Below are 18111 nucleotides of genomic sequence, written 5' to 3' on the forward strand. Positions count from 1 at the left end.
GAGGAGGGAGATCCGCTGCCTCACGCGGACACACCCCCGAGGTGTGCGTCGACGGCCGCGCCGACCATGCGCTCGACGCCGGCGGCCCGGTCCTCACCGAGGACCAGCGGCAGGCTGCCCCAGCGCCACAACTGCGCCACGCCGTGCAGGTTGGCCCACAGCGCGGCGGCGGTGACGGAGGGGTCGGCCGCCCCGCAACGGGACACGAGCGCGACGAGGAGGTGGAACAGCGGCAGCGTCGAATCCCGCAGCCGGGGTTCGTCCGAGGGGGCCTGGTCCGTGCTGTCCAGCAGGTCGTGCCGGAACATCAGCTCGAACATCCCGGGCTGCTCCAGTGCGTAGCCGACGTAGGCGCACCCGATCGCGCGCACCCGCTCCCGGGCCGAAGCCTTCTCGGCTTCGGCTTCGGCGTCGGCAGGCACGGCCACGGTAACGGCCGCGATCCGCTCGCCGAGATCCGCGAACCCGCGCCGGGCGATCGCCGACAGCAGGGAGTGGTGGGTGGGGAAGTACCGGCGGGGTGCGCCGTGCGAGACGCCCGCCCGGCGCGCGATCTCGCGCAGCCCCAGGGCGCCGGTTCCCTCGCTCGTGACGAGCTCCGCACCGACGTCGATCAGCCGTTCCCGAAGGGGTCTCTCCTGGTCCATGCGCCCTTGTCTACCAGCAGGAGTAGACAGTGTCTACTCGCTGGGGTCGTGGCGGCGACGGCTGGCGAGGACGCACGGCGCGGCGCGGAGGATGATGGAGTGGCCGGGGGTGAAGCCCGAGCGTGAACCCGCCGACCGGCGGAGGAGGTGCACGTGCCATGACGGAGCACGACGGCGGTCCGGCGGCGCGGAAGCTGGAGGAGGGCAAGTTGCTCAAGGAGCTGGAGGCCATCCACCGCACGCGCCACGAGACCCTGCTGCACGGGTCCGACGACGCGCTCGTCACCCACACGAAGCGGATGAACGAGCTGGAACACGAGTACGTACGCCGCCACCCGCAGCGTGCCCAGACCGCGGGCCGCACCCGCTCGGGAGCCCGTGCCCGCGCGGGCGAGTAGGCGCCGCGGGCCCGGCTCGTACCCGGCGGCCGGCCCCGCGGCCGGACCGCCGGAGTCCGGTCACCGCGCGGCGTAGGGGAGCAGGGCCATCTCGCGGGCGTTCTTGATCGCGGTGGCGAGCCGGCGCTGCTGCTGGGCGCTGACCCGGGTGACGCGGCGGCTGCGGATCTTGCCGCGGTCGGAGATGAACTTCCGCAGCAGGTCGGTGTCCTTGTAGTCGATGTGCGTGATCTTGGCGGCGTCCAGCGGATTGGGACGGGCCTTGACGGGCTTGCGGGGGTCCTGGCGGCGGGCCATGCGGATTCCTTCTTGCGGGACGGGTGTGCGGGACGGGTGTGCCGGGCGGGGGTTGCGGACGGTCTACGAGACGGGGTCGAGCAGCGCGCCGAAGGCGGTCGGCAGGCGCTTCCAGGCCTCCCGCCCCGCGGCGTATTCGGTGTCGGTCAGCAGGCACGAGTCGAGGAGCCGCGCCAGCCCTTCCCGGTCGAGGCCGGGTGAGGTGAAGACCAGGTGCTGGCAGCAGTCGCCGTGCTCGGGATGCCAGCCCAGGGCGGCGGCCGCCCTGCGCACGGGAGGCACCATCTCCCAGGCGGCGTCCGGCAGGGAGGCCAGCCACGGACCCGTGTTCTCCACGCAGAGCGCGCCACCCGCGGACTCCCAGGCCAGCAGGGTGTCGGGCCGGTCGGCGAGCCAGAAGCGGCCGCGGCTGCGCGCGGCCGCGCAGGCGAGGTCCTCCAGGGCCTCGTAGAGCCGCTCCGGGTGGAAGGGGCGGTGGCGGTGCCAGACCAGGGTGGCCACTCCGGCCTCGTCCGCCTCCTGGGGGAGCAGTGCGCAGGCCGGGTGCTGGGCGGCGGCCGCGGCCTCGGTGTCGAATCCGGCGAAGGCCAGCCGCGCCAGCTCACCCGACCCGGTCTCCACCCGGCGGGCGGTGGGGTGGAGCTGGGCGAGCAGGGCGCGGTCCTCGTCGTCCGCGCCCGCACCGTCGACGAGCGCGAGGACGGGCGCGTACTCCAGCTGCCGGGCCCAGGTGTCCCCGACGGTCCGCTGGTCGGTCGCGGCCGAGGCGAGCCCCGCCTCCGTCAGGTCGTCCCCGTTGGCGAGGTACGGCAGGACGAGGGCGGGGTCGACGGCGGTGATCACGTTGGTCAGCTCCATGCCACCGCCGCCGTGGGCGGCGACGACCTCGGCCATCGCGCGCGGCTCGACGGAGTCCCACAGCTCGACGACGGCGAGCCGGGTCCGCCCGTCCGCGGCCAGCCGCCGCAGTTCCGGGACGAGGTCCTCGCGCAGCGCGCAGCACGCGCAGTCGTTGACGAGCGGGGCCTCGCCCCGGGACAGCTCGCCCGAGGCGTCGCGCACCAGGCGCCGTACGGTGCCCTCGGCCGCCGTGGCCAGGTCGTGGTGCAGGGCGACACTGCCGGGCACGGTGGTGAGCAGTTCCCGCACCGCGCTCCGGCGGGCGTCCGCGTGGAGCCCGCCGACGATGACGACGGGCAGGGTCACGGCTTGCTCCCGTAGCGGCGCTGGAAGCGCTCGACGCGGCCGGCGGTGTCCAGGACGCGGGCGGTGCCGGTGTAGAAGGGGTGGCTCTGCGAGGAGATCTCGACGTCGATGACGGGGTAGGTGGCGCCGTCCTCCCACTCGACCGTCTTGTCGCTGGTCGCGGTCGACCGGGTGAGGAAGGCGAAGTCGGCGGCCTTGTCGCGGAAGACGACGGGGCCGTAGGCGGGGTGGATTCCAGGCTTCACGGGTTGCTCTCCGAGGGCTCGGGGGAGGTGGGGTCAGCGCTCTTCGCGGAAGTCGACGTGCCGGCGGACCACCGGGTCGAACTTGCGCAGCACCATGCGGTCGGGGTTGTTGCGGCGGTTCTTGCGGGTGACGTACGTGTATCCGCTGCCTTCGGTGGAGCGGAGTTTGACGATCGGGCGTAGTTCGTTGCGTGCCATGCGGCTAGTATATGGCAATGGTTTCCATTATCAATAAGGTCCTCGACGAGGGGCGTCACGTGCGGCTCGCGCTGAGGGTGAAAGCGATCAAGGTCATCGACGTCATGGGTGTCGTGGACGTCGACAGCGCTGTGGCCCGGGGCGACGTGAGCGGGGAGAAGGCCTGATGGCGAAGAAGAGCAAGATCGCGCGGAACGAGAGGCGCAAGGCGGTCGTCGCGCGGTACGCGGCCCGGCGGGCGCGGTTGAAGGAGGTCCTGCGGCGGCCCACCTCGACCGGGGCCGAACGCGCCGCCGCGCTCGCGGAGTTGCGGCGCCAGCCGCGCGACGCGAGCGCCACCCGGGTGCGCAACCGGGACGGCGTGGACGGGCGGCCGCGCGGGTACCTGCGCAGGTTCGGCCTGTCCCGCGTGCGCGTGCGAGAGCAGGCGCACGCGGGATTCCTGCCGGGGGTCACCAGGTCGTCCTGGTGACGGCCCGGCAGCCGTCAACGGGACCGGCCCGCACCCCGAGGAGGGGTGCGGGCCGGTCCCGTGCGTCCACGGCTGCCTGCCGTTGGTGCTTCCGGTTACTTCTGGGCGTGCTGGCCCAGGTAGAAGAGCAGCCAGACGAAGCCGGCGAACACGTGCGTGCCGAAGATGTAGAAGAAGGCGCGCAGGGCCACGCCGTTCTCCTTCCACTTCTCGTGCCTCTTCGCCGCAGCGGTCTCGGTCTGGTGTCCGTCGGTCACTCTGCACCTCCGGTGCGAGCTTAGCTCCACGCCACGTCGGAACATCTTTGCCTCGGATGAGACAATCTTGTATCGTTCGAGGCGAAGGAGGCTCACGATGGTGCACGAAGAAGAACTGCTGGACGGCGCCGCCCGCGTCCTCGCCGGCGATCACAGCGCCTCGATGGTGCAGATCGCCGCCGGCATCGGGACCAGCCGCGCCACGCTCAGCCGTCGCTACGCGACCCGGGAGGCCCTGCTGAAGGCCGTCGCAGTCCGCGCGATCGAGGTGGTCGACGGGTGCCTGGCCCCGCTCGACCTGGCCGAGAGCGCCGACGGGCCCGCCTTCGACGCCGCGCTCGAGGACCTGGTCCTCGCCCTGATGCCCGCCGCGCACCTGTACGGCTTCACCTCGCGCGACGCCACCGTGCTCGCGGACCCGGAGTTCCGGGCCGGCGTGGACCGGCAGGACCAGCGGGCCCTGGCCTTCCTCGCCCTCGGCCAGCGGCTGGGGCGGCTGCGCGCCGACCTGCCGCCGTACTGGATCTGGTACTCGCTCTGGGGTCTGCTCGACGCCGCCGCCGAGGGCGTGCGCGACGGCCACCTCGCCCCGCGCCAGATCGGCCGCCTGGTCCTCACGTCCTTCCTCAGCGGGACGAGGCCCGCCGCGCAGCCCCCTGCCGGCGCCCCCGCACCCTGACCCGCGCGCCGCCGTGCGCACACCGTGAACCACCCCGAACGGAACCCGATGCACACCCCCGCGCGTGACCCCCGCCGGTGGATCGTCCTGGCGATCCTCTCCGGCAGCCTCCTGCTCATCTCCATGGACACCACGATCCTCAACGTGGCCTTCCCCTCGCTCGTCGGCGACCTCCAGCCCGGCGCCGTGCAGCAGCTGTGGATCATCGACGTCTACGCGCTCGCCCTGTCCGGCCTGCTGGTCACCGCGGGCGCGCTCGGGGACCGCTGGGGGCGCAAGCGGCTGCTCATGGCGGGCTTCGGCATCTTCTCGCTGGCCTCGCTCATCGCCGTGTTCTCCACCGAGGCCTGGCACGTGATAGCCGCCCGCGCCCTGCTCGGCATCGGCGGCGCGGCCATCATGCCGTCCACCGTGTCGATCCTGCGCACCGTCTTCACCGACGCCAAGGAGCGGGCCTTCGCGCTCGCCGTCTGGGCGGCCGTCTTCGGTGGCGGCATGGCCTTCGGACCGGTGGTCGGCGGGCTCCTGGTCCAGGACTACGGCTGGCACTCCGCCTTCCTCCTGAACCTCCCCGTCGCCGCCGTCATCGTCGCGGCCGGCCTGCGCTACCTGCCCGAATCGCGTGCTCCGCGCAGCACCGGCGCCTGGGACTGGTGGGGCGTCGGCCAGTCGGTCGTCGGCATGCTCGCCCTGGCCGGGGGCATCAAGCAGCTCGGCAAGAGCGGGATCGCCGACCCGCTGCCCTGGGCCCTGCTCCTCGTCGCCGCCGTCGCACTGACCGTCTTCGTACGCCGCCAGCTGACCCTGGACAACCCGCTGCTGCAGGTCCGGCTGTTCGCCAAGCCGGCCTTCAGCGTCGCGGCCACCGCGATCTTCCTGCCCATGGTGGGCATGGGCGCGATCCTGTTCCTGGTCACCCAGTGGTTCCAGTACGGCGAGGGCTACACCCCGCTGCAGGCCGGTGTGCGCCTGCTGCCCGCCCCGCTCGCGCTCATCGCGGCCTCGATGGTGGCCCCCTCGCTGATGCAGCGCTTCGCGATCCGCCACGTGCTGGGCGCCGGACTGGTCGTCCTGGCCCTCGGCATGGCCCTGCCCTGGACCCTCCAGCAGTTCACCGACCTGGGCTACCCCGCCTTCGCAGCCGCCCTGACCGTGATGGGCGCCGGCGCCGGCATCGCGACCACCGTGGCCTCGGTGACCCTGGTCTCCGCCGCACCCGCGGCCGAGGTCTCCAGCGCCGCCGCCATCGAGGAGACCTGCTACGAGCTCGGCTCGGCCATGGGCGTCGCCGTCCTCGGCTCCACCGCGGCCGTGCTCTACCGGGACAACCTGCCCGCCCTCGACCTGGACGGCCCCACCGCCGCCGCCGCACGGGACTCCGTCGGCGAGGCCGCGCACACCGCCGAACGGCTGGGCGGCGCCGTCGGCCAGGCCCTGCTCGACACCGCCTCGCAGGCCTACACCCTGGCGATCACCCCGGCGTTCCTCCTGGCCGGCGGCCTCGCGGTCGTCGCGGCGGCCACGACCTGGGCGCTCATTCCCCGCGACCTGCGGCCCACCGAGAACCACTGAGCCGGGCGGGCCCGAACGCGGGCGCGGCGGGCGCCGGACCCAGCGTGGTGGTGCCCGGCGCCGCCCGGTGGCCCAGGCCCGTGCGGTAGGCGTCCATCGCCGCCTCCACCCGGCCCGTACGCCGCATCAGGTCGCCCAGCAGCCGGCACAGATCGGCGAGGTCGCCCGTCGCCCCGCTGCGCTCCAGCAGCGCCAGGGCCTGCACGTAGTGCTCCTCGGCCGACTCGGTGTCGCCGCGCTCCTCGGCCATCAGGCCGAGGAGCCGGTGCGCGCCGCCCGCGTGCACGGCGCCGTGGCGGTCCCCCAGGTCCAGCAGCGCGGAGAGCAGCCCGGCCGCTTCCTCGTACCGGCCGAGCTGGCGCAGTACGTCGGCCAGTTCGACCTCCACCTGAGCCGTGTAGAGGCCCGCGCGCCGGGCCGACAGCATGTCGCGGGCCGTGCGCAGCTCCCGTTCCGCCGAGGCGAGCTCCCCGTTCTGGGCCTGTACGTAGCCGCGCATCCAGTGGCAGTGCGCCAGGTCCGTCCGCAGCCGCAACTGCCCGTAGATCGCCTGGGCCTTGGCGAGCGAGGCGTCGGCGTCGGCCACCCGCCCCTCGGCGAGGAAGGTCCGGGCCACCTGCCGGTGCATCCCCGCCACCAGCGCCGGATCGTTGACCTGCGGCGCCAGGGCGAGCGCCAGCTCGGCGGCGTGAGCGGCGCGGGCGTGGGCGCCCATGTCGATGTACGGCCCGATCACCGCGGCGTGGAGCAGCACCAGTGCGTCCGGATCGGCCAGCCCGCTCGCGCCCAGCTCGTCGATGGTGGACTCGAGGAGGTAGCAGGCGTAGCGCAGCTCACCCGCGAGGAGGTGCGCCACGGCGCGGCCGCGGATCGGCCGGGCGCGGCGGGGCAGCGGCTGGTCGGCCAGCAGGCGTTCGGCCGCCTCGAAGTGGGCGATCGCGTCCGGGAGTTCACCGGCCTCCAGGGCGCATTCGCCGAGCCCGAGCCGGGCCTCCGCCTGCTCGGGGACGAGTCCGAGGCCCTCGGCTTCGGCGAGCAGGGCCCGGTAGCGTACGGCGGCCTCGGCGGCCGCGCCCGTGGCGAGCGTCTGCTGGGCGTCGGTGAGGGCGAGCCGCAGCTCGGTGGCCAGGTGGGCGGGACGGCCGGTGGTCAGCTCCTCGTACGAGGTGCCCAGCCGTGCGGCGAGGAAGCGCAGTGCGGTCTCGGACGGGCGGACCTTGCCCGACTCCAGGGTGGAGATATAGGCCGAGGTGTACGCGGGATCAGCCAACTGCCGCTGGGTCAGACCGAGTTCGCCGCGCATGCGCTGAACCCTGCGGCCGATCAGGGCCGGTTCGTCCATGAAGTCCCCCTTGTTGCTCGAACTCCCCAGTATTCAGGGCGAGCAGGCATTGCGCACCACTCGTGCGCCACCTAGTTTAAGCAACCACTTCAGCAGACTTATCCAGATGCTTAACTTCCGTTTCCGGGGGAGGACTTCATGGTTCGAGTCAGACGTACGGCCGTCCGCACGGCGCTGCGCGCGGCCGTCGCGACGGTCTGCGCGACCGCCGCGCTGGTGGCTGCCGGGCCCGCGGACGCGGCCGATCCGCCGGCCGCCAAAAGCCGGGTGGAGGTGGAGATACCGGGGCCGGAGCAGGGCGGCGACGCCGGATCCGGCCACGTCCGGGTACCGGCCGCGGGCAGCCCCGCGAAGAGCGCGGGCCGGCTCTCCCCGGCGCAGCGGGAGGCGGACGGCGCGGTCACCAAGCTGATCGACAACGGCTCCACCGCCGACCGGCTCGACGTCGTGGTCATCGGTGACGGCTACACCGCCGCCGAGCTGGCGCGCTTCCACGCCGACGCCGAGCAGAAGTGGGCCGAGGTGACGGCCGTCGAGCCGTACACCACCTACCGGAACCTCTTCAACGTCTGGACGGTCGACGCGGTCTCCCACGACTCCGGCGTCTCCGGCGACCCCGACCCCGCCACCGTCCGCGACACCGCCCTCGGCTCGTACTTCTGGTGCGAGGGCATCGAGCGGCTGCTCTGCATCGACCAGCCCAAGGTGGACGCGTACGTGGCGAAGGCGCCCGAGGCGGACCTGGTCGTCGTCCTGGCCAACAGCGCCAAGTACGGCGGGGCCGGCTACAACGAGCCCAGCGCCACCCTCGGCTACGAGGGGATCTCCACGGCCTCGGCGGGCCATCCGAAGTCAGGCCAGGTCGCCATCCACGAGACGGGCCACTCGCTGGGCAAGCTCGCCGACGAGTACTTCTACCCGGGCGTCCCGGAGTACGAGAAGTACACCGGCCCCGAGCCCGCCGAATCCAACAGCACCGCCCTGAGCGCCGACCGGATGGCCGCGGAGCGGGCCAAGTGGTACCGCTGGCTCGGCGAGGAGTCACCCGACGGCGGCACGGTCGGCGCCTACGAGGGCGGCAACTACTTCGTGACCGGGCTCAACCGGCCCACCGACAACTCGCTGATGCGGGTCCTGGGCAAGCCCTTCAACCTGCCCGGCGTCGAGTCCATGATCGCCGGGTTCTACCAGCACGCGCGGGTCGTCTCCCCGCTCACCCCGACGGACCGCACCCTGCGGATGCGGCACACGGCGAAGGCGGCCGTACCGAGGCTGAACGGGGCGGACGGCCGGCAGCTGGTGGTCCGCTGGTACCTCGACGGCCGGGAGCTGAAGCGCTTCGAGGGCCGCACGGAGGTGCCGGTGGCGGAGCTGTGGCTGTTCGACCTCCGGACGCACCGGCTGTCGGTCACGGCCGAGGACCGTACGCCCTCGGTGCGCGACCCGAAGATCGTCCGTACGCTCCGGTCCACGGCCACCTGGACGGTCAGGCTCTGAGGAGCACAGCCCAGCCGCCCCCTCACACCCGGCGCCGGCACCGTGCGGCGGCCGAGCCGCCGCACGGCGGGAACGGACCGGCCGGTGGCCGCGCGACGGATCGCGGCGGCCACCGGCCGGGGCACGGGGGAGGGACGCGGGGTGCGGACTCCAGGGCTACATGGGGTCCATACCGCGGTCGTCCATCCGGCCCTCCTGCTCGCTCTGCTCCTGGAGGCGGCGGGCCTTCTCCTTCAGCCGTCGGCGCTCTTCCGGGTCGGTCGAACGCTCGGCCGCGTCGTTCAGCTCCTTGGCCTTGGTGCGCATCTGCTGGGACCGGCCGCGGGATTCGCCTGAAACACTCATGATCGCTCCTCGGATCAGTGGGGGAGAGCGGGCGGATTCAGCGAACCAGCACTGCCGTGCGCCCGCATCTCGAAGCGTCACCGAGCGTGATCCACATCCCACGGCCCACACTCCACACCCCACACCCCACGGCCGCGCACGATCGGCCGCCCGCGATCGGCCGCCCGCGATCGGCCGCGCGCGAACGGCCCTCCACGGATGCCGGACCGCGGACATTCGGAGAGCCTGTGTTCGTGAGCCGAACCGACCCCGCGCAGCACGCCGCCCCCGCCACCCGCACCCCGATCACGCTGCGCGTCAACGGCACGGACCACGCCCTGTGCCCCGACCACCGCGTCACCCTCCTCGACACCCTCCGGGAGGAACTGGACCTCACCGGGGCGAAGAAGGGCTGCGACCACGGCCAGTGCGGCGCCTGCACGGTGCTCCTCGACGGGCGGCGGGCCTACAGCTGCCTGCTGCTCGCCGTGGCGCAGGACGGCGCCGAGGTCACCACGGTGGAGGGCCTCGCCACCACCGTGCCGGGCGGCGGCCCGCACCCGCTCCAGCGGGCCTTCCTCGAACGGGACGCCTTCCAGTGCGGCTTCTGCACACCCGGCCAGCTCTGCTCCGCCGCCGGAGCCCTCGCGGAGGCCGAGGCCGGCCACCCCTCCGCCGCGACCCCGGCCGAGGCCCTGGCCGCGGCCGGCCCCGTGACCCTGACCGCGGAGGAGATCCGGGAACGGCTCAGCGGCAACCTCTGCCGGTGTGGTGCCTACCCGGCCATCGTCCAGGCCGTGACGGACGCGGCCGGCGGGGGCGATGCCGCGGGCGGGACCGGCGCGGCGGGAGCGGTGGCATGAAGCCCTTCGGCTACGTCCGGGCCACCAGCCTCCAGGAGGCCACCGAGGCCCACACGGCCCACCCCGGCTCCCGCTACCTCGGCGGCGGCACCAATCTCGTCGACCTCATGAAACTCGGCGTCGAGGCCCCCGGCACCCTCATCGACATCTCCCGCCTCCCGCTGCACGCCATCGAGGAACGGCCCGGGGGCGCCCTGCGCATCGGAGCCACGGCCCGCAACAGCGACGTGGCCGCCCACCCCCTCGTACGCGCCCGGTACCCGGCCCTCGCCCAGGCCCTGCTCGCCGGGGCGTCGGCGCAGCTGCGCAACATCGCCACCACGGGCGGCAACCTGCTCCAGCGCACCCGGTGCACCTACTTCCAGGACGTCTCCAAGCCCTGCAACAAGCGCGAGCCGGGCACCGGCTGCGCCGCCCGCGACGGAATCCACCGCGACGGCGCCGTGCTCGGACACTCCGTCCACTGCATCGCCACCCACCCCTCGGACCTGGCCGTGGCGCTCGCCGCGCTCGACGCCGGCATCGAGCTGTACGGGGCCGGGGGCGCCACCCGGACCGTGGCGGCCACCGACTTCCACCGCCTGCCCGGAGACCGCCCCGAGCAGGACACCGTCCTGCACGACGGGGAGATCGTCACCGCCGTGCTCGTGCCCGCCGCCGCCCCCGGCGCCGTCTCGCTGTACCGCAAGGCGCGCGACCGGGCCTCGTACGCCTTCGCGCTGGCCTCCGTCGCCGCGGTCCTCGACCTCGACGACGACACGGGCCGCATCCGGCGGGTCGCCCTCGCCTTCGGCGGGCTCGCCCACCGGCCCTGGCGGGCCACCACGGCCGAACGGGTGCTGACCGGGGCCGAGCCGACCGCCGACGCCTTCCGGGAGGCGGCCGAGGCCGAGCTGGCCGAGGCCCGGCCCCTGCGCGACAACGCCCACAAGGTCGTGCTCGCCCGCAACCTCGCCTGCGACGCGCTCGGCACACTCCACGCACGCGCCCGCCACAGCCCCTAGCCACACCCCGTAGCCGCACCCCGCAGAGGAGCCGGCCATGCCCGCGCACACCGCCATCGGTACGCCCACCGTCCGCGCCGAGGGCCCGGACAAGCTCACGGGCGCCGCGCGCTACGCAGCCGACCACACCCCGCCCGGCTGCGCCCACGCCTGGCCCGTGCCCGCCACCGTCGCGCGCGGCCGGGTCACCGCCGTGGACGTGGCCGCCGCGCTCGAACTGCCCGGCGTCCTCGCCGTCCTCACCCCGTACGACGCACCCCGCCTGGGCCCGGCGGACGACCCCACCCTGCGGGTGCTCCAGGACACCGCCGTCCCGCACCGCGGCTGGTACGTGGCCCTGGCCGTCGCCGACACCCCGGAGGGCGCGCGCGCCGCCGCCGAGGCGGTACGGATCCACTACGCGCCCGAACCGCACGACGTCGACTTCCGCGAGGACCACCCCGGTGCGTACGTGCCCGAGGAGGCCAACGGCGGCTATCCCGCCGAGCGCGAACAGGGCGACCCCGACACGGCGCTCGCCGCCGCGCCCGTACGGATCGACTGCGCGTACAGCGTGCCGGCCCTGCACAACCACCCCATGGAGCCGCACGCCGCCACCGCCGTCTGGGACGCCGGACGCCGGCGGCTGATCGTGTACGACTCCAGCCAGGGGGCCGACCTGGTCGGCAGGACGCTGGCCGCGCTGTTCGGCCTGCCCGAGGACCACGTCCACGTGCTCTCCGAGCACGTCGGGGGCGGCTTCGGCTGCAAGGGCACCCCGCGCCCCCACGTGGTCCTGGCGGTCATGGCCGCCCTGCACACCGGGCGCCCGGTCAAACTCGCCCTGCCGCGACGCCAGTTGGCCGCCACCGTCGGATACCGGTCGCCGACCCTGCACCGGATCGCACTCGGCGCCCGCCGCGACGGCACCCTCACCGCCCTCACGCACACCGCCACCACCCAGACCTCCCGCGTACGGGAGTTCGTCGAGCAGGCCGCCGTACCCGCCCGGGTCATGTACGCCGTTCCGGACATCCGCACCACCCACCGCGTCGTCGCCCTCGACGTGCCCACCCCGTCCTGGATGCGCGCCCCGGGGGAGACCCCCGGCATGTACGCCCTGGAATCGGCCATGGACGAACTGGCCGACGCGCTCGGCATGGACCCCGTGGAGCTGCGGATCCGCAACGAGCCCACGAGCGAACCCGACAGCGGCCGGCCCTTCAGCAGCAGGAACCTCGTCGCATGCCTGCGGGAGGGGGCGGACCGGTTCGGGTGGGCCGCCGCGCGCACGCCGCGCGCCGAGGGGCCGCTGCTGGTCGGTGCGGGCACGGCCGCCGCCACCTACCCCGTGTGGATCGCCCCCTCCACCGCCCGGGCCACTGCCCGGCCCGACGGAACCTACCTCGTCGAGATCGACGCCACCGACCTCGGGACCGGAGCCCGCACCGTCCTCGCGCAGGTGGCCGCCGACGCCCTCGGCGTGCCGCTCGCATCCGTGACGGCGGCCATCGGCCACACCGGCCTGCCCGCGGCCTCGCTCGCCGGGGGCTCCTCGGGAACCGCCTCCTGGGGCTGGGCGGTCCACGACGCCTGCACCGCCCTGGCCGCGGAGCTGGCCCGGCACCGGGGGCCGCTGCCGGCCGAAGGGCTGTCCGCGTCCGCCGACACCGCGGCGTCGGTCCGGGAGAAGCCCCCGTACGCCCGCCACGCCTTCGGCGCGCACTTCGCCGAGGTGCAGGTCGACACCGTCACCGGCGAGGTGCGCGTACGCCGCCTGCTCGGCGTGTACGCGGCCGGGCGCATCCTCAACCCGACGACGGCCCGGTCGCAGTTCGTCGGCGGCATGGTCATGGGCCTCGGCATGGCCCTGACCGAGCACAGTTCCGCCGACCCGGCCCACGGCGACTTCGCCGAGAGCGACCTGGCCGCCTACCACGTGCCCGCGAACGCCGACGTCCGCTCCGTCGAGGCGTACTGGATCGACGAGGACGACGCCCACCTCACCCCGGTGGGCGGCAAGGGCATCGGCGAGATCGGCATCGTCGGGGTGGCCGCCGCGATCGGCAACGCCGTCCACCACGCCACCGGGCGACGGCTGCGCGAACTGCCCCTCACCCCGGACCGGGTACTGGCCGCTCTCGGCTGACCCGCGGACCGGGCGGACCGGGCGGGGCGGGGCGGATCAGCCCAGGTCCGTGTCCGCGCCGAGCAGGGTGGTGAGGGTGAACAGGGCCCCGTCCGGGTCGCGGAGCGTCACCCACCGTTCCACCGCGTTCGAGGTGATGTCCGAGACCGTGCGCCCGCCCAGCGCGACGGCGGCCTCGATCGCCGGCCGGAGCCTGGGCACCCGGAAGTGGACGTGCCAGCGGGGCCTGGTGTGCGGGGAGTAGGAGGCGAGCTCGACGGGGCCGCTGTTCAGGCGGGCCACGGGCTCACCGTTCTGCCGCAGCACGACCTGGTCCTCCTCGTAGGAGACCTCGCAGCACCCGGGGCGCTCGGTGGCCCATTCGAGCACCGCGCCGTAGAAGATCGCCGCGTCGAGGGCGTTCCGCGTGCGCAGTTCCAGCCAGGCCGGCAGCGGCCCCTTGCCCGCCCGCCAGTCCGCGGCGACGGCGCCCTCCCAGATCCCGAAGACCGCACCGTCGGGGTCGGCGACGAGCGCGGCACGGCCGCCGGAATCGAAGGAGACCGGGCCGACCGCGATGGTGCCCGTCCGCTCCCGGATGCGGTCCACGGCCACGTCGGCGTCGTCGACGGCGAAGTACGGGGTCCAGGCCACCGCGACCCCCAGATCCGCGGCCAGCGCTCCGATGCCCGCGACCGGGACCCGGTCCAGGAATGCCACCGAGAAGGCCTCGCCGAGGCGGGCCGGCCGGAATCTCCAGCCCGCGACCGCACCGTAGAAGCGCTGGGCCGTCTCGAGGTCGCGCGTCATCAGGCTCACCCAGCAGGGCGCCCCGAAGACCTCCCTCGTCGAAATCTCCACCGCTCGCTCCGTCCCTGAGGGCCCCTCGGTACATTCTGGCCCTTTTCGTGCCGTTCCTCACGGCCGGTGGTGAGGGGCGCACACGGAAGGTGTCCGAGAATCACGCTCCGTATCGGTCCCGGCCGGCGGTGTCCGGCGATAGCCTCGGTGCCGGACGCCACCCCGCAGCCCCGGAAGGCAGGTCTCCCATGGTCGGTTCCCAGGTCCCCGTGATCGATCTCGGGCCGTGGCGGTCCGGCGGAGCGCAGGACCGCGCCCGTACGGCCGCCCGCGTCGACGAGGCCCTGCGCGCGGCCGGCTTCCTGCTCGTGACCGGCCACGGCGTGGACCCGTCACTGGCCGCGCGGATCCGGGAGGCGGCGCGCGCGTTCTTCCTGCTGCCGGCCGCCGCGAAGGAGCCGTACGCCGTCACGGTCGGCGGCCGGGGCTGGCTCGGCCCGGGGGCGGAGGCCAACAGCTACGCCGAGGGCACGGCCTCGCCGCCCGACCTCAAGGAGTCCTGGTCCCTGGCGGCGGACGATCCCACCGGAGACCCCACCGTGGACGCCGAGTGGTTCCGGCCCAACGCCTGGCCGGCCGAGGTACCGGCGCTGCGGCCGCTGGTGACGGAGTACCTGGGCCTGATGCGGGCCCTCTCCGACGAGCTGCTGGAAATCCTGGCCGCCGCCCTCGGCCTCGCCGAGGACCACTTCACGCGCCACACCTCCCACCCCACCTGGGGGTTCAACGTCAACTGGTACCCCGGAACCGAGACGATCGGCCCGCCGCTGCCCGGCCAGTTCCGCATCGGGGCGCACACCGACTTCGGCACGGTCACGGTCCTCGACCGGCAGCTCGGCGCGGGCGGTCTGCAGATCCACACCGATGCCGAGGGCTGGCAGGACGCGCCCTACGCCCCGGCCGCCCTCACCGTCAACATCGGCGACCTGATGGCCCGCTGGACGGGCGACCGCTGGCGCGCGGGCCGCCACCGCGTACTTCCCCCGCCCGCCGACACCCCGGCCGAGGAACTGATCTCGCTCGTCTACTTCTACGAATGCGACGCGCACACCCGGGTGGAGTCCCTCCCGGCCCCCGTCGGCCGGGTGGTGCACGAGCCCGTCGACTCGCACACGTACCTGCGCGGCAAGCTCGACGCGATCAGCGTCCGGGAGGGGAACGCGACCTGAGGCGGAGGCAGGACCCTGCCCGGGTGGGACTCCCCGCCGCCCAGCCCCCGTCCGCATCGTCGGGCACCCAGCGCAGCACATCGCCGTGCTGACAGTCGAGCGTGCGGCAGCTCGCGTCGAGCGTGGTGAACCGGACGCCTCCCACCGGGAGCCTCGTTTCGCCGGTGCCCCGCCCGGGCAGCGTGCTGATGGTCGCGAAGGGGCAATTCCATACGGTGGAGGTTCGTATGCGCGAGTTCGTTTACCTCTCGACGGCCAAGCTTGCGCATTTCGTTCCCCAGCTCCGCGTATCGCTGCCCGCCGCCAGTGTGCGCGTGGCGACTCCCTTCGCCGAGGTCGAGCTCGGGCCCTCACCCAATCCTGCGGATCCGCACATAAAACAATTGAGGAGGGTGATTTCGCACATCCGGCGAGACGCCAAATGGTTCACGGACACCTCGATTCTGCCCGGAGGATGGATCGCGTTTGAAGCCCCGCTCAATTACGCGACAACCAACTCCCGGATGGTTCTCTTCGTGGACCAGCCGTCCCGGAGTGACGCGTATCCATCCGGTGGGATCCGGCTCCTGCTCCACGGCAGCGCGGGCAACCTCGTGGAGGGGCTCGACCCGTCGACCGTCGAGACTCCGGACAGCAGCGACGGAGAAGTGGTGGAACGCACGGTCCGGGTCAAGTACGGCGGAAGTCGCGGCACCGAATACGTGCACGTCGCTTTCAACGCCATGGACGCCCTCACCGGGGGCATGCGGCGAACGGAATCCACCGCCGTCGAGGCGGCACTCGAGAGGGAGTACTTCACCCGCGAGTTCAATGGACTGCGGAACGGCGATCTGTTGTCGGCGACCCGGCTCCTCATCGACGCACTCGACCGCCAGGTCCAGGTGGAAACAGCGGCGTGGATGTCCGGTTACGCCCGGGTCACGACCTGCAACATCATCACCGGAGATCCACTGACGGGCCCCCGGGGGTGTGTCGTGGCCACGCCTCTCTACGTGGAACGCATTCCGGCGCCCGCTGCGGGAGGCCCGAGGCGCCGCTGGTGGCGCAGACGGCGCCACGACGGAAACGTCAGGCCTTGACCGGACGGCCAGGTGAGCGCCGGCTGCTGCAGGCGCCGTGACGAGGTCACCCGGCCTACAGCTGGTAGCCGCCGGAGACCTCGATGTCCTGGGCGGTGATCCAGCGGCTCTCGTCGCCGACCAGGGTCGCGATCAGCGAGCCGACGTCGTCGGGCTCGCCGACCCGGCCGAAGGCGGTCTTCGCCGCAATGGCCGGTACGACCTCGGGGAAGCGGGTGAACGCGTCGTCGGCGAGCCGCGTGCGGGTGGCGCCGGGCGAGACCGCGTTGACGCGGATGCGGCGCGGACTGAACTCCTTGGCCATGTAGCGGGACAGCACGGTCAGACCGCCCTTCATCGATGCGTACGCCGCGTATCCGGGCTCCAGCCCGGAGGTCGCGGCCGCCGCGTTGCTGCTGACGTTGACGACGGAACCGCCGTCGGTCATCAGCGGCAGGAGCCGCTGGGTCAGGAAGTACGGGCCCTTGAGCAGGACGCGCATCAGCCGGTCGAAGTCCTCCTCGGCGGTGTCCTCGATGAGCGAGGTCTGCGCGATACCGGCGTTGTTGACCAGGTGGTCGAAGGTGTCGCGGCCCCAGGTCGTGCGCAGCGCCTCGGCCACGGAGTCGCGGAAGCCGTCGAAGCCGGCGCTGTCACCGAGGTCCAGGTGGAGCGCGACGGCCGTGCCGCCCGCCTTCTCGATGGCGGCCACGGTGTCCGCGGCGCCCTGCCGATTGCGGCCGTAGGTGAGGATCACTCCGATGCCGCGCGCGGCGATCCGGAGGGCGGCGCTCTGCCCGATGCCGGAGCTGGCGCCTGTGACGATGGCTACCTGCATGATGGTCCTCCTGGGAGTCCGGTGGGATTCGGTACTTCCATTGGACGCCTCTGAACTGCTGTTTCAGTAGAACGATCGTCCAGGAGACTTGCCTGATCCTCCCGAGTGCGGGAGGCGGAGGCCGGCCCTGTGCTGCACTGGAACCATGGATCTGGAAGAGCTGCGGAGCCTGCTCGCCCGGCACGCGCGCCCGGACGCGACCACGGCCATCGACGGGGTGCTCGTATCGAAGGTCGACCGGTCGGACGCACCGGAGCCGGCGACCACGGGCACCGTGCTCGCGGTCATCGCGCAGGGAACCAAGCGCCTGGCCCTCGGGGACCGGGTCCTGGAGTACGGCGCCGGGCAGTACCTCGTGGCTTCCGTCGACCTGCCCGTCACCGGCCAGTTCCTGCGCGTCGGCCCGGACCGCCCGGCCCTGGGCTTCGGCCTGGTGCTGGCCCCCTCCGACATCGCCGAACTGCTGCTCCTCGCGGGTCCCGGGGACGTCCCCCGGGCCGGCGGCACCGCCGTGCCGGCCCTCGCCGTCTGCGACGCGCCCGACGAACTCCTCGACGCGGTGGTGCGCCTGCTGCGGCTCCTCGACCGCCCCCGCGACCGCGCCGCGCTCGCGCCCCTGGTCAAGCGCGAGATCCTGTGGCGGGTGATGACCGGGGAACAGGGCGGAACCGTACGCCAGCTCGGCCTCGCCGACAGCGGCCTGAGCCACGTGGCGCGGGCGGTGGCGTGGATCCGCAGCCACTACGCGCAGCCGTTCCGGGTCGAGGACCTGGCGCGGCTGTCCGGCATGAGCCAGTCCGCCTTCTACCGGAACTTTCAGGCCGTGACCGCGATGAGCCCGCTCCGGTTCCAGAAGCAGATCCGGCTCCAGGAAGCGCGCCTGCTGCTCGCCACCCGCCCCGGGGACGTCACCGGGGTCGCCCACCACGTCGGGTACGACAGCCCGTCGCAGTTCAGCCGTGAGTACCGGCGCCAGTTCGGTACGCCACCCAGCAAGGACGCCGCCCGCCTGCGCCTCGACGCGTCGGTGGGAGGGGCGTGAACTTCGCGGTGGCGTACGTCGTGATGCGGGTCGGG

The 18111-nt window shown here is 73.4% G+C and carries 23 protein-coding genes; 12 read left to right on the plus strand and 11 right to left on the minus strand.

All coding sequences use genetic code 11. The features are described from left to right. Window positions 1–20 precede the first annotated feature (20 nt). On the minus strand, window positions 21–647 hold the full coding sequence (locus ACIPYQ_RS12070) for a TetR/AcrR family transcriptional regulator (RefSeq protein ID WP_401249224.1): 627 nt from the start codon (window positions 645–647) through the stop codon (window positions 21–23). 158 nt (window positions 648–805) lie between these two features. Here ACIPYQ_RS12070 and ACIPYQ_RS12075 point away from each other — a divergent pair, with 158 nt between their 5' ends. Then, complete coding sequence (locus ACIPYQ_RS12075; protein WP_361770047.1) at window positions 806–1045, plus strand: DUF6158 family protein; 240 nt, start codon at window positions 806–808, stop codon at window positions 1043–1045. 60 nt (window positions 1046–1105) lie between these two features. Here ACIPYQ_RS12075 and rpsR read toward each other — a convergent pair whose 3' ends face one another. The 4 genes from rpsR to rpmG form a co-directional block, all read right to left on the minus strand. Beyond that, window positions 1106–1342, minus strand: a complete 237-nt coding sequence (rpsR, locus tag ACIPYQ_RS12080) for a 30S ribosomal protein S18 (RefSeq protein ID WP_361770050.1) — start codon at window positions 1340–1342, stop codon at window positions 1106–1108. A gap of 63 nt (window positions 1343–1405) precedes the next feature. Next, entirely contained in the window at window positions 1406–2548 is a 1143-nt protein-coding gene (locus tag ACIPYQ_RS12085; protein ID WP_401249228.1) for a CobW family GTP-binding protein, read from the minus strand. Beyond that, a complete protein-coding gene (locus tag ACIPYQ_RS12090; RefSeq protein ID WP_361770056.1) occupies window positions 2545–2793 on the minus strand; it encodes a type B 50S ribosomal protein L31 in 249 nt (82 codons plus the stop codon). The genes ACIPYQ_RS12085 and ACIPYQ_RS12090 overlap by 4 nt, the downstream gene beginning before the upstream one ends. A 33-nt stretch (window positions 2794–2826) precedes the next feature. Continuing rightward, on the minus strand, window positions 2827–2991 hold the full coding sequence (gene rpmG, locus ACIPYQ_RS12095) for a 50S ribosomal protein L33 (protein WP_401249232.1): 165 nt from the start codon (window positions 2989–2991) through the stop codon (window positions 2827–2829). Between the two features lie 17 nt (window positions 2992–3008). Between rpmG and ACIPYQ_RS12100 the strand changes: the two genes are divergently transcribed. Both ACIPYQ_RS12100 and rpsN read left to right on the plus strand, forming a co-directional pair. Then, window positions 3009–3158 (plus strand): hypothetical protein, encoded by a 150-nt coding sequence (locus ACIPYQ_RS12100; protein WP_361770062.1) that lies wholly within the window; start codon window positions 3009–3011, stop codon window positions 3156–3158. Continuing rightward, window positions 3158–3463, plus strand: a complete 306-nt coding sequence (gene rpsN / locus ACIPYQ_RS12105; protein WP_401249236.1) for a 30S ribosomal protein S14 — start codon at window positions 3158–3160, stop codon at window positions 3461–3463. Before ACIPYQ_RS12100 ends, rpsN begins: the two co-directional genes overlap by 1 nt. Window positions 3464–3558: 95 nt before the next feature. On the opposite strand, the gene ACIPYQ_RS12110 is transcribed toward rpsN, so the two are convergent. Beyond that, the gene (locus ACIPYQ_RS12110) at window positions 3559–3720 is read right to left on the minus strand and encodes a DUF6126 family protein (RefSeq protein WP_361771206.1); all 162 of its coding nucleotides are present in this window, start codon (window positions 3718–3720) and stop codon (window positions 3559–3561) included. A gap of 97 nt (window positions 3721–3817) precedes the next feature. On the opposite strand from ACIPYQ_RS12110, the gene ACIPYQ_RS12115 reads away from it, so the two are divergent. Together ACIPYQ_RS12115 and ACIPYQ_RS12120 are read left to right on the plus strand one after the other, a co-directional pair. Beyond that, a complete protein-coding gene (locus ACIPYQ_RS12115) occupies window positions 3818–4399 on the plus strand; it encodes a TetR/AcrR family transcriptional regulator (RefSeq protein WP_401249240.1) in 582 nt (193 codons plus the stop codon). A gap of 48 nt (window positions 4400–4447) precedes the next feature. Continuing rightward, window positions 4448–5971, plus strand: coding sequence for an MFS transporter (locus tag ACIPYQ_RS12120; RefSeq protein WP_401249243.1), 1524 nt, complete (start codon window positions 4448–4450; stop codon window positions 5969–5971). Here the strand turns inward: ACIPYQ_RS12120 and ACIPYQ_RS12125 are convergent. Further along, the gene (locus tag ACIPYQ_RS12125; protein WP_401249246.1) at window positions 5934–7313 is read right to left on the minus strand and encodes a tetratricopeptide repeat protein; all 1380 of its coding nucleotides are present in this window, start codon (window positions 7311–7313) and stop codon (window positions 5934–5936) included. The genes ACIPYQ_RS12120 and ACIPYQ_RS12125 overlap by 38 nt on opposite strands. A gap of 138 nt (window positions 7314–7451) precedes the next feature. Here ACIPYQ_RS12125 and ACIPYQ_RS12130 point away from each other — a divergent pair, with 138 nt between their 5' ends. After that, the gene (locus tag ACIPYQ_RS12130) at window positions 7452–8810 is read left to right on the plus strand and encodes a M64 family metallopeptidase (RefSeq protein ID WP_401249249.1); all 1359 of its coding nucleotides are present in this window, start codon (window positions 7452–7454) and stop codon (window positions 8808–8810) included. A 156-nt stretch (window positions 8811–8966) separates the two neighbouring features. Here the strand turns inward: ACIPYQ_RS12130 and ACIPYQ_RS12135 are convergent, their stop codons facing one another. Beyond that, on the minus strand, window positions 8967–9155 hold the full coding sequence (locus ACIPYQ_RS12135; protein ID WP_189744743.1) for a DUF6381 family protein: 189 nt from the start codon (window positions 9153–9155) through the stop codon (window positions 8967–8969). A gap of 233 nt (window positions 9156–9388) precedes the next feature. On the opposite strand from ACIPYQ_RS12135, the gene ACIPYQ_RS12140 reads away from it, so the two are divergent. Genes ACIPYQ_RS12140 through ACIPYQ_RS12150 form a run of 3 tightly spaced genes read left to right on the plus strand, consistent with a single transcriptional unit; the run spans window position 9389 to window position 13129 of the window. After that, window positions 9389–9997 (plus strand): (2Fe-2S)-binding protein, encoded by a 609-nt coding sequence (locus ACIPYQ_RS12140; RefSeq protein WP_401249253.1) that lies wholly within the window; start codon window positions 9389–9391, stop codon window positions 9995–9997. Beyond that, a complete protein-coding gene (locus ACIPYQ_RS12145) occupies window positions 9994–11001 on the plus strand; it encodes an FAD binding domain-containing protein (RefSeq protein ID WP_401249256.1) in 1008 nt (335 codons plus the stop codon). Before ACIPYQ_RS12140 ends, ACIPYQ_RS12145 begins: the two co-directional genes overlap by 4 nt. A 37-nt stretch (window positions 11002–11038) precedes the next feature. Next, on the plus strand, window positions 11039–13129 hold the full coding sequence (locus tag ACIPYQ_RS12150; protein ID WP_401249258.1) for a xanthine dehydrogenase family protein molybdopterin-binding subunit: 2091 nt from the start codon (window positions 11039–11041) through the stop codon (window positions 13127–13129). A 36-nt stretch (window positions 13130–13165) separates the two neighbouring features. On the opposite strand, the gene ACIPYQ_RS12155 is transcribed toward ACIPYQ_RS12150, so the two are convergent. Continuing rightward, window positions 13166–13918, minus strand: a complete 753-nt coding sequence (locus tag ACIPYQ_RS12155) for a VOC family protein (protein ID WP_361769716.1) — start codon at window positions 13916–13918, stop codon at window positions 13166–13168. A gap of 239 nt (window positions 13919–14157) precedes the next feature. Between ACIPYQ_RS12155 and ACIPYQ_RS12160 the strand changes: the two genes are divergently transcribed. Then, window positions 14158–15138, plus strand: coding sequence for an isopenicillin N synthase family dioxygenase (locus ACIPYQ_RS12160; protein WP_401249261.1), 981 nt, complete (start codon window positions 14158–14160; stop codon window positions 15136–15138). Here the strand turns inward: ACIPYQ_RS12160 and ACIPYQ_RS12165 are convergent. Continuing rightward, on the minus strand, window positions 15110–15283 hold the full coding sequence (locus ACIPYQ_RS12165; protein WP_401249264.1) for a helix-turn-helix domain-containing protein: 174 nt from the start codon (window positions 15281–15283) through the stop codon (window positions 15110–15112). The genes ACIPYQ_RS12160 and ACIPYQ_RS12165 overlap by 29 nt on opposite strands. An 82-nt stretch (window positions 15284–15365) precedes the next feature. Between ACIPYQ_RS12165 and ACIPYQ_RS12170 the strand changes: the two genes are divergently transcribed. After that, entirely contained in the window at window positions 15366–16217 is an 852-nt protein-coding gene (locus ACIPYQ_RS12170; protein ID WP_401249267.1) for an SAVMC3_10250 family protein, read from the plus strand. A 55-nt stretch (window positions 16218–16272) separates the two neighbouring features. On the opposite strand, the gene ACIPYQ_RS12175 is transcribed toward ACIPYQ_RS12170, so the two are convergent. Then, complete coding sequence (locus ACIPYQ_RS12175; RefSeq protein WP_401249270.1) at window positions 16273–17034, minus strand: SDR family NAD(P)-dependent oxidoreductase; 762 nt, start codon at window positions 17032–17034, stop codon at window positions 16273–16275. A 145-nt stretch (window positions 17035–17179) separates the two neighbouring features. Between ACIPYQ_RS12175 and ACIPYQ_RS12180 the strand changes: the two genes are divergently transcribed. Beyond that, window positions 17180–18076: an AraC family transcriptional regulator gene (locus tag ACIPYQ_RS12180; protein ID WP_361769702.1), complete on the plus strand. Its 897-nt coding sequence runs from the start codon at window positions 17180–17182 to the stop codon at window positions 18074–18076. Window positions 18077–18111 lie beyond the last annotated feature (35 nt).

Origin of the sequence: Streptomyces sp. NPDC090045, from assembly GCF_044747975.1 — a bacterium.
Classification (GTDB): domain Bacteria; phylum Actinomycetota; class Actinomycetes; order Streptomycetales; family Streptomycetaceae; genus Streptomyces.

What these genes read in the sequence shown, in the direction of transcription:
- ACIPYQ_RS12070 (WP_401249224.1), bottom strand. Translation starts at nt 647, where the DNA reads ATGGACCAGGAGAGACCCCTTCGGGAACGGCTGATCGACGTCGGTGCG.
- ACIPYQ_RS12075 (WP_361770047.1), top strand. Translation starts at nt 806, where the DNA reads ATGACGGAGCACGACGGCGGTCCGGCGGCGCGGAAGCTGGAGGAGGGC.
- rpsR (WP_361770050.1), bottom strand. Translation starts at nt 1,342, where the DNA reads ATGGCCCGCCGCCAGGACCCCCGCAAGCCCGTCAAGGCCCGTCCCAAT.
- rpmG (WP_401249232.1), bottom strand. Translation starts at nt 2,991, where the DNA reads ATGGCACGCAACGAACTACGCCCGATCGTCAAACTCCGCTCCACCGAA.
- ACIPYQ_RS12100 (WP_361770062.1), top strand. Translation starts at nt 3,009, where the DNA reads ATGGTTTCCATTATCAATAAGGTCCTCGACGAGGGGCGTCACGTGCGG.
- rpsN (WP_401249236.1), top strand. Translation starts at nt 3,158, where the DNA reads ATGGCGAAGAAGAGCAAGATCGCGCGGAACGAGAGGCGCAAGGCGGTC.
- ACIPYQ_RS12115 (WP_401249240.1), top strand. Translation starts at nt 3,818, where the DNA reads ATGGTGCACGAAGAAGAACTGCTGGACGGCGCCGCCCGCGTCCTCGCC.
- ACIPYQ_RS12120 (WP_401249243.1), top strand. Translation starts at nt 4,448, where the DNA reads ATGCACACCCCCGCGCGTGACCCCCGCCGGTGGATCGTCCTGGCGATC.
- ACIPYQ_RS12125 (WP_401249246.1), bottom strand. Translation starts at nt 7,313, where the DNA reads ATGGACGAACCGGCCCTGATCGGCCGCAGGGTTCAGCGCATGCGCGGC.
- ACIPYQ_RS12130 (WP_401249249.1), top strand. Translation starts at nt 7,452, where the DNA reads ATGGTTCGAGTCAGACGTACGGCCGTCCGCACGGCGCTGCGCGCGGCC.
- ACIPYQ_RS12135 (WP_189744743.1), bottom strand. Translation starts at nt 9,155, where the DNA reads ATGAGTGTTTCAGGCGAATCCCGCGGCCGGTCCCAGCAGATGCGCACC.
- ACIPYQ_RS12145 (WP_401249256.1), top strand. Translation starts at nt 9,994, where the DNA reads ATGAAGCCCTTCGGCTACGTCCGGGCCACCAGCCTCCAGGAGGCCACC.
- ACIPYQ_RS12150 (WP_401249258.1), top strand. Translation starts at nt 11,039, where the DNA reads ATGCCCGCGCACACCGCCATCGGTACGCCCACCGTCCGCGCCGAGGGC.
- ACIPYQ_RS12155 (WP_361769716.1), bottom strand. Translation starts at nt 13,918, where the DNA reads ATGACGCGCGACCTCGAGACGGCCCAGCGCTTCTACGGTGCGGTCGCG.
- ACIPYQ_RS12160 (WP_401249261.1), top strand. Translation starts at nt 14,158, where the DNA reads ATGGTCGGTTCCCAGGTCCCCGTGATCGATCTCGGGCCGTGGCGGTCC.
- ACIPYQ_RS12170 (WP_401249267.1), top strand. Translation starts at nt 15,366, where the DNA reads ATGCGCGAGTTCGTTTACCTCTCGACGGCCAAGCTTGCGCATTTCGTT.
- ACIPYQ_RS12175 (WP_401249270.1), bottom strand. Translation starts at nt 17,034, where the DNA reads ATGCAGGTAGCCATCGTCACAGGCGCCAGCTCCGGCATCGGGCAGAGC.
- ACIPYQ_RS12180 (WP_361769702.1), top strand. Translation starts at nt 17,180, where the DNA reads ATGGATCTGGAAGAGCTGCGGAGCCTGCTCGCCCGGCACGCGCGCCCG.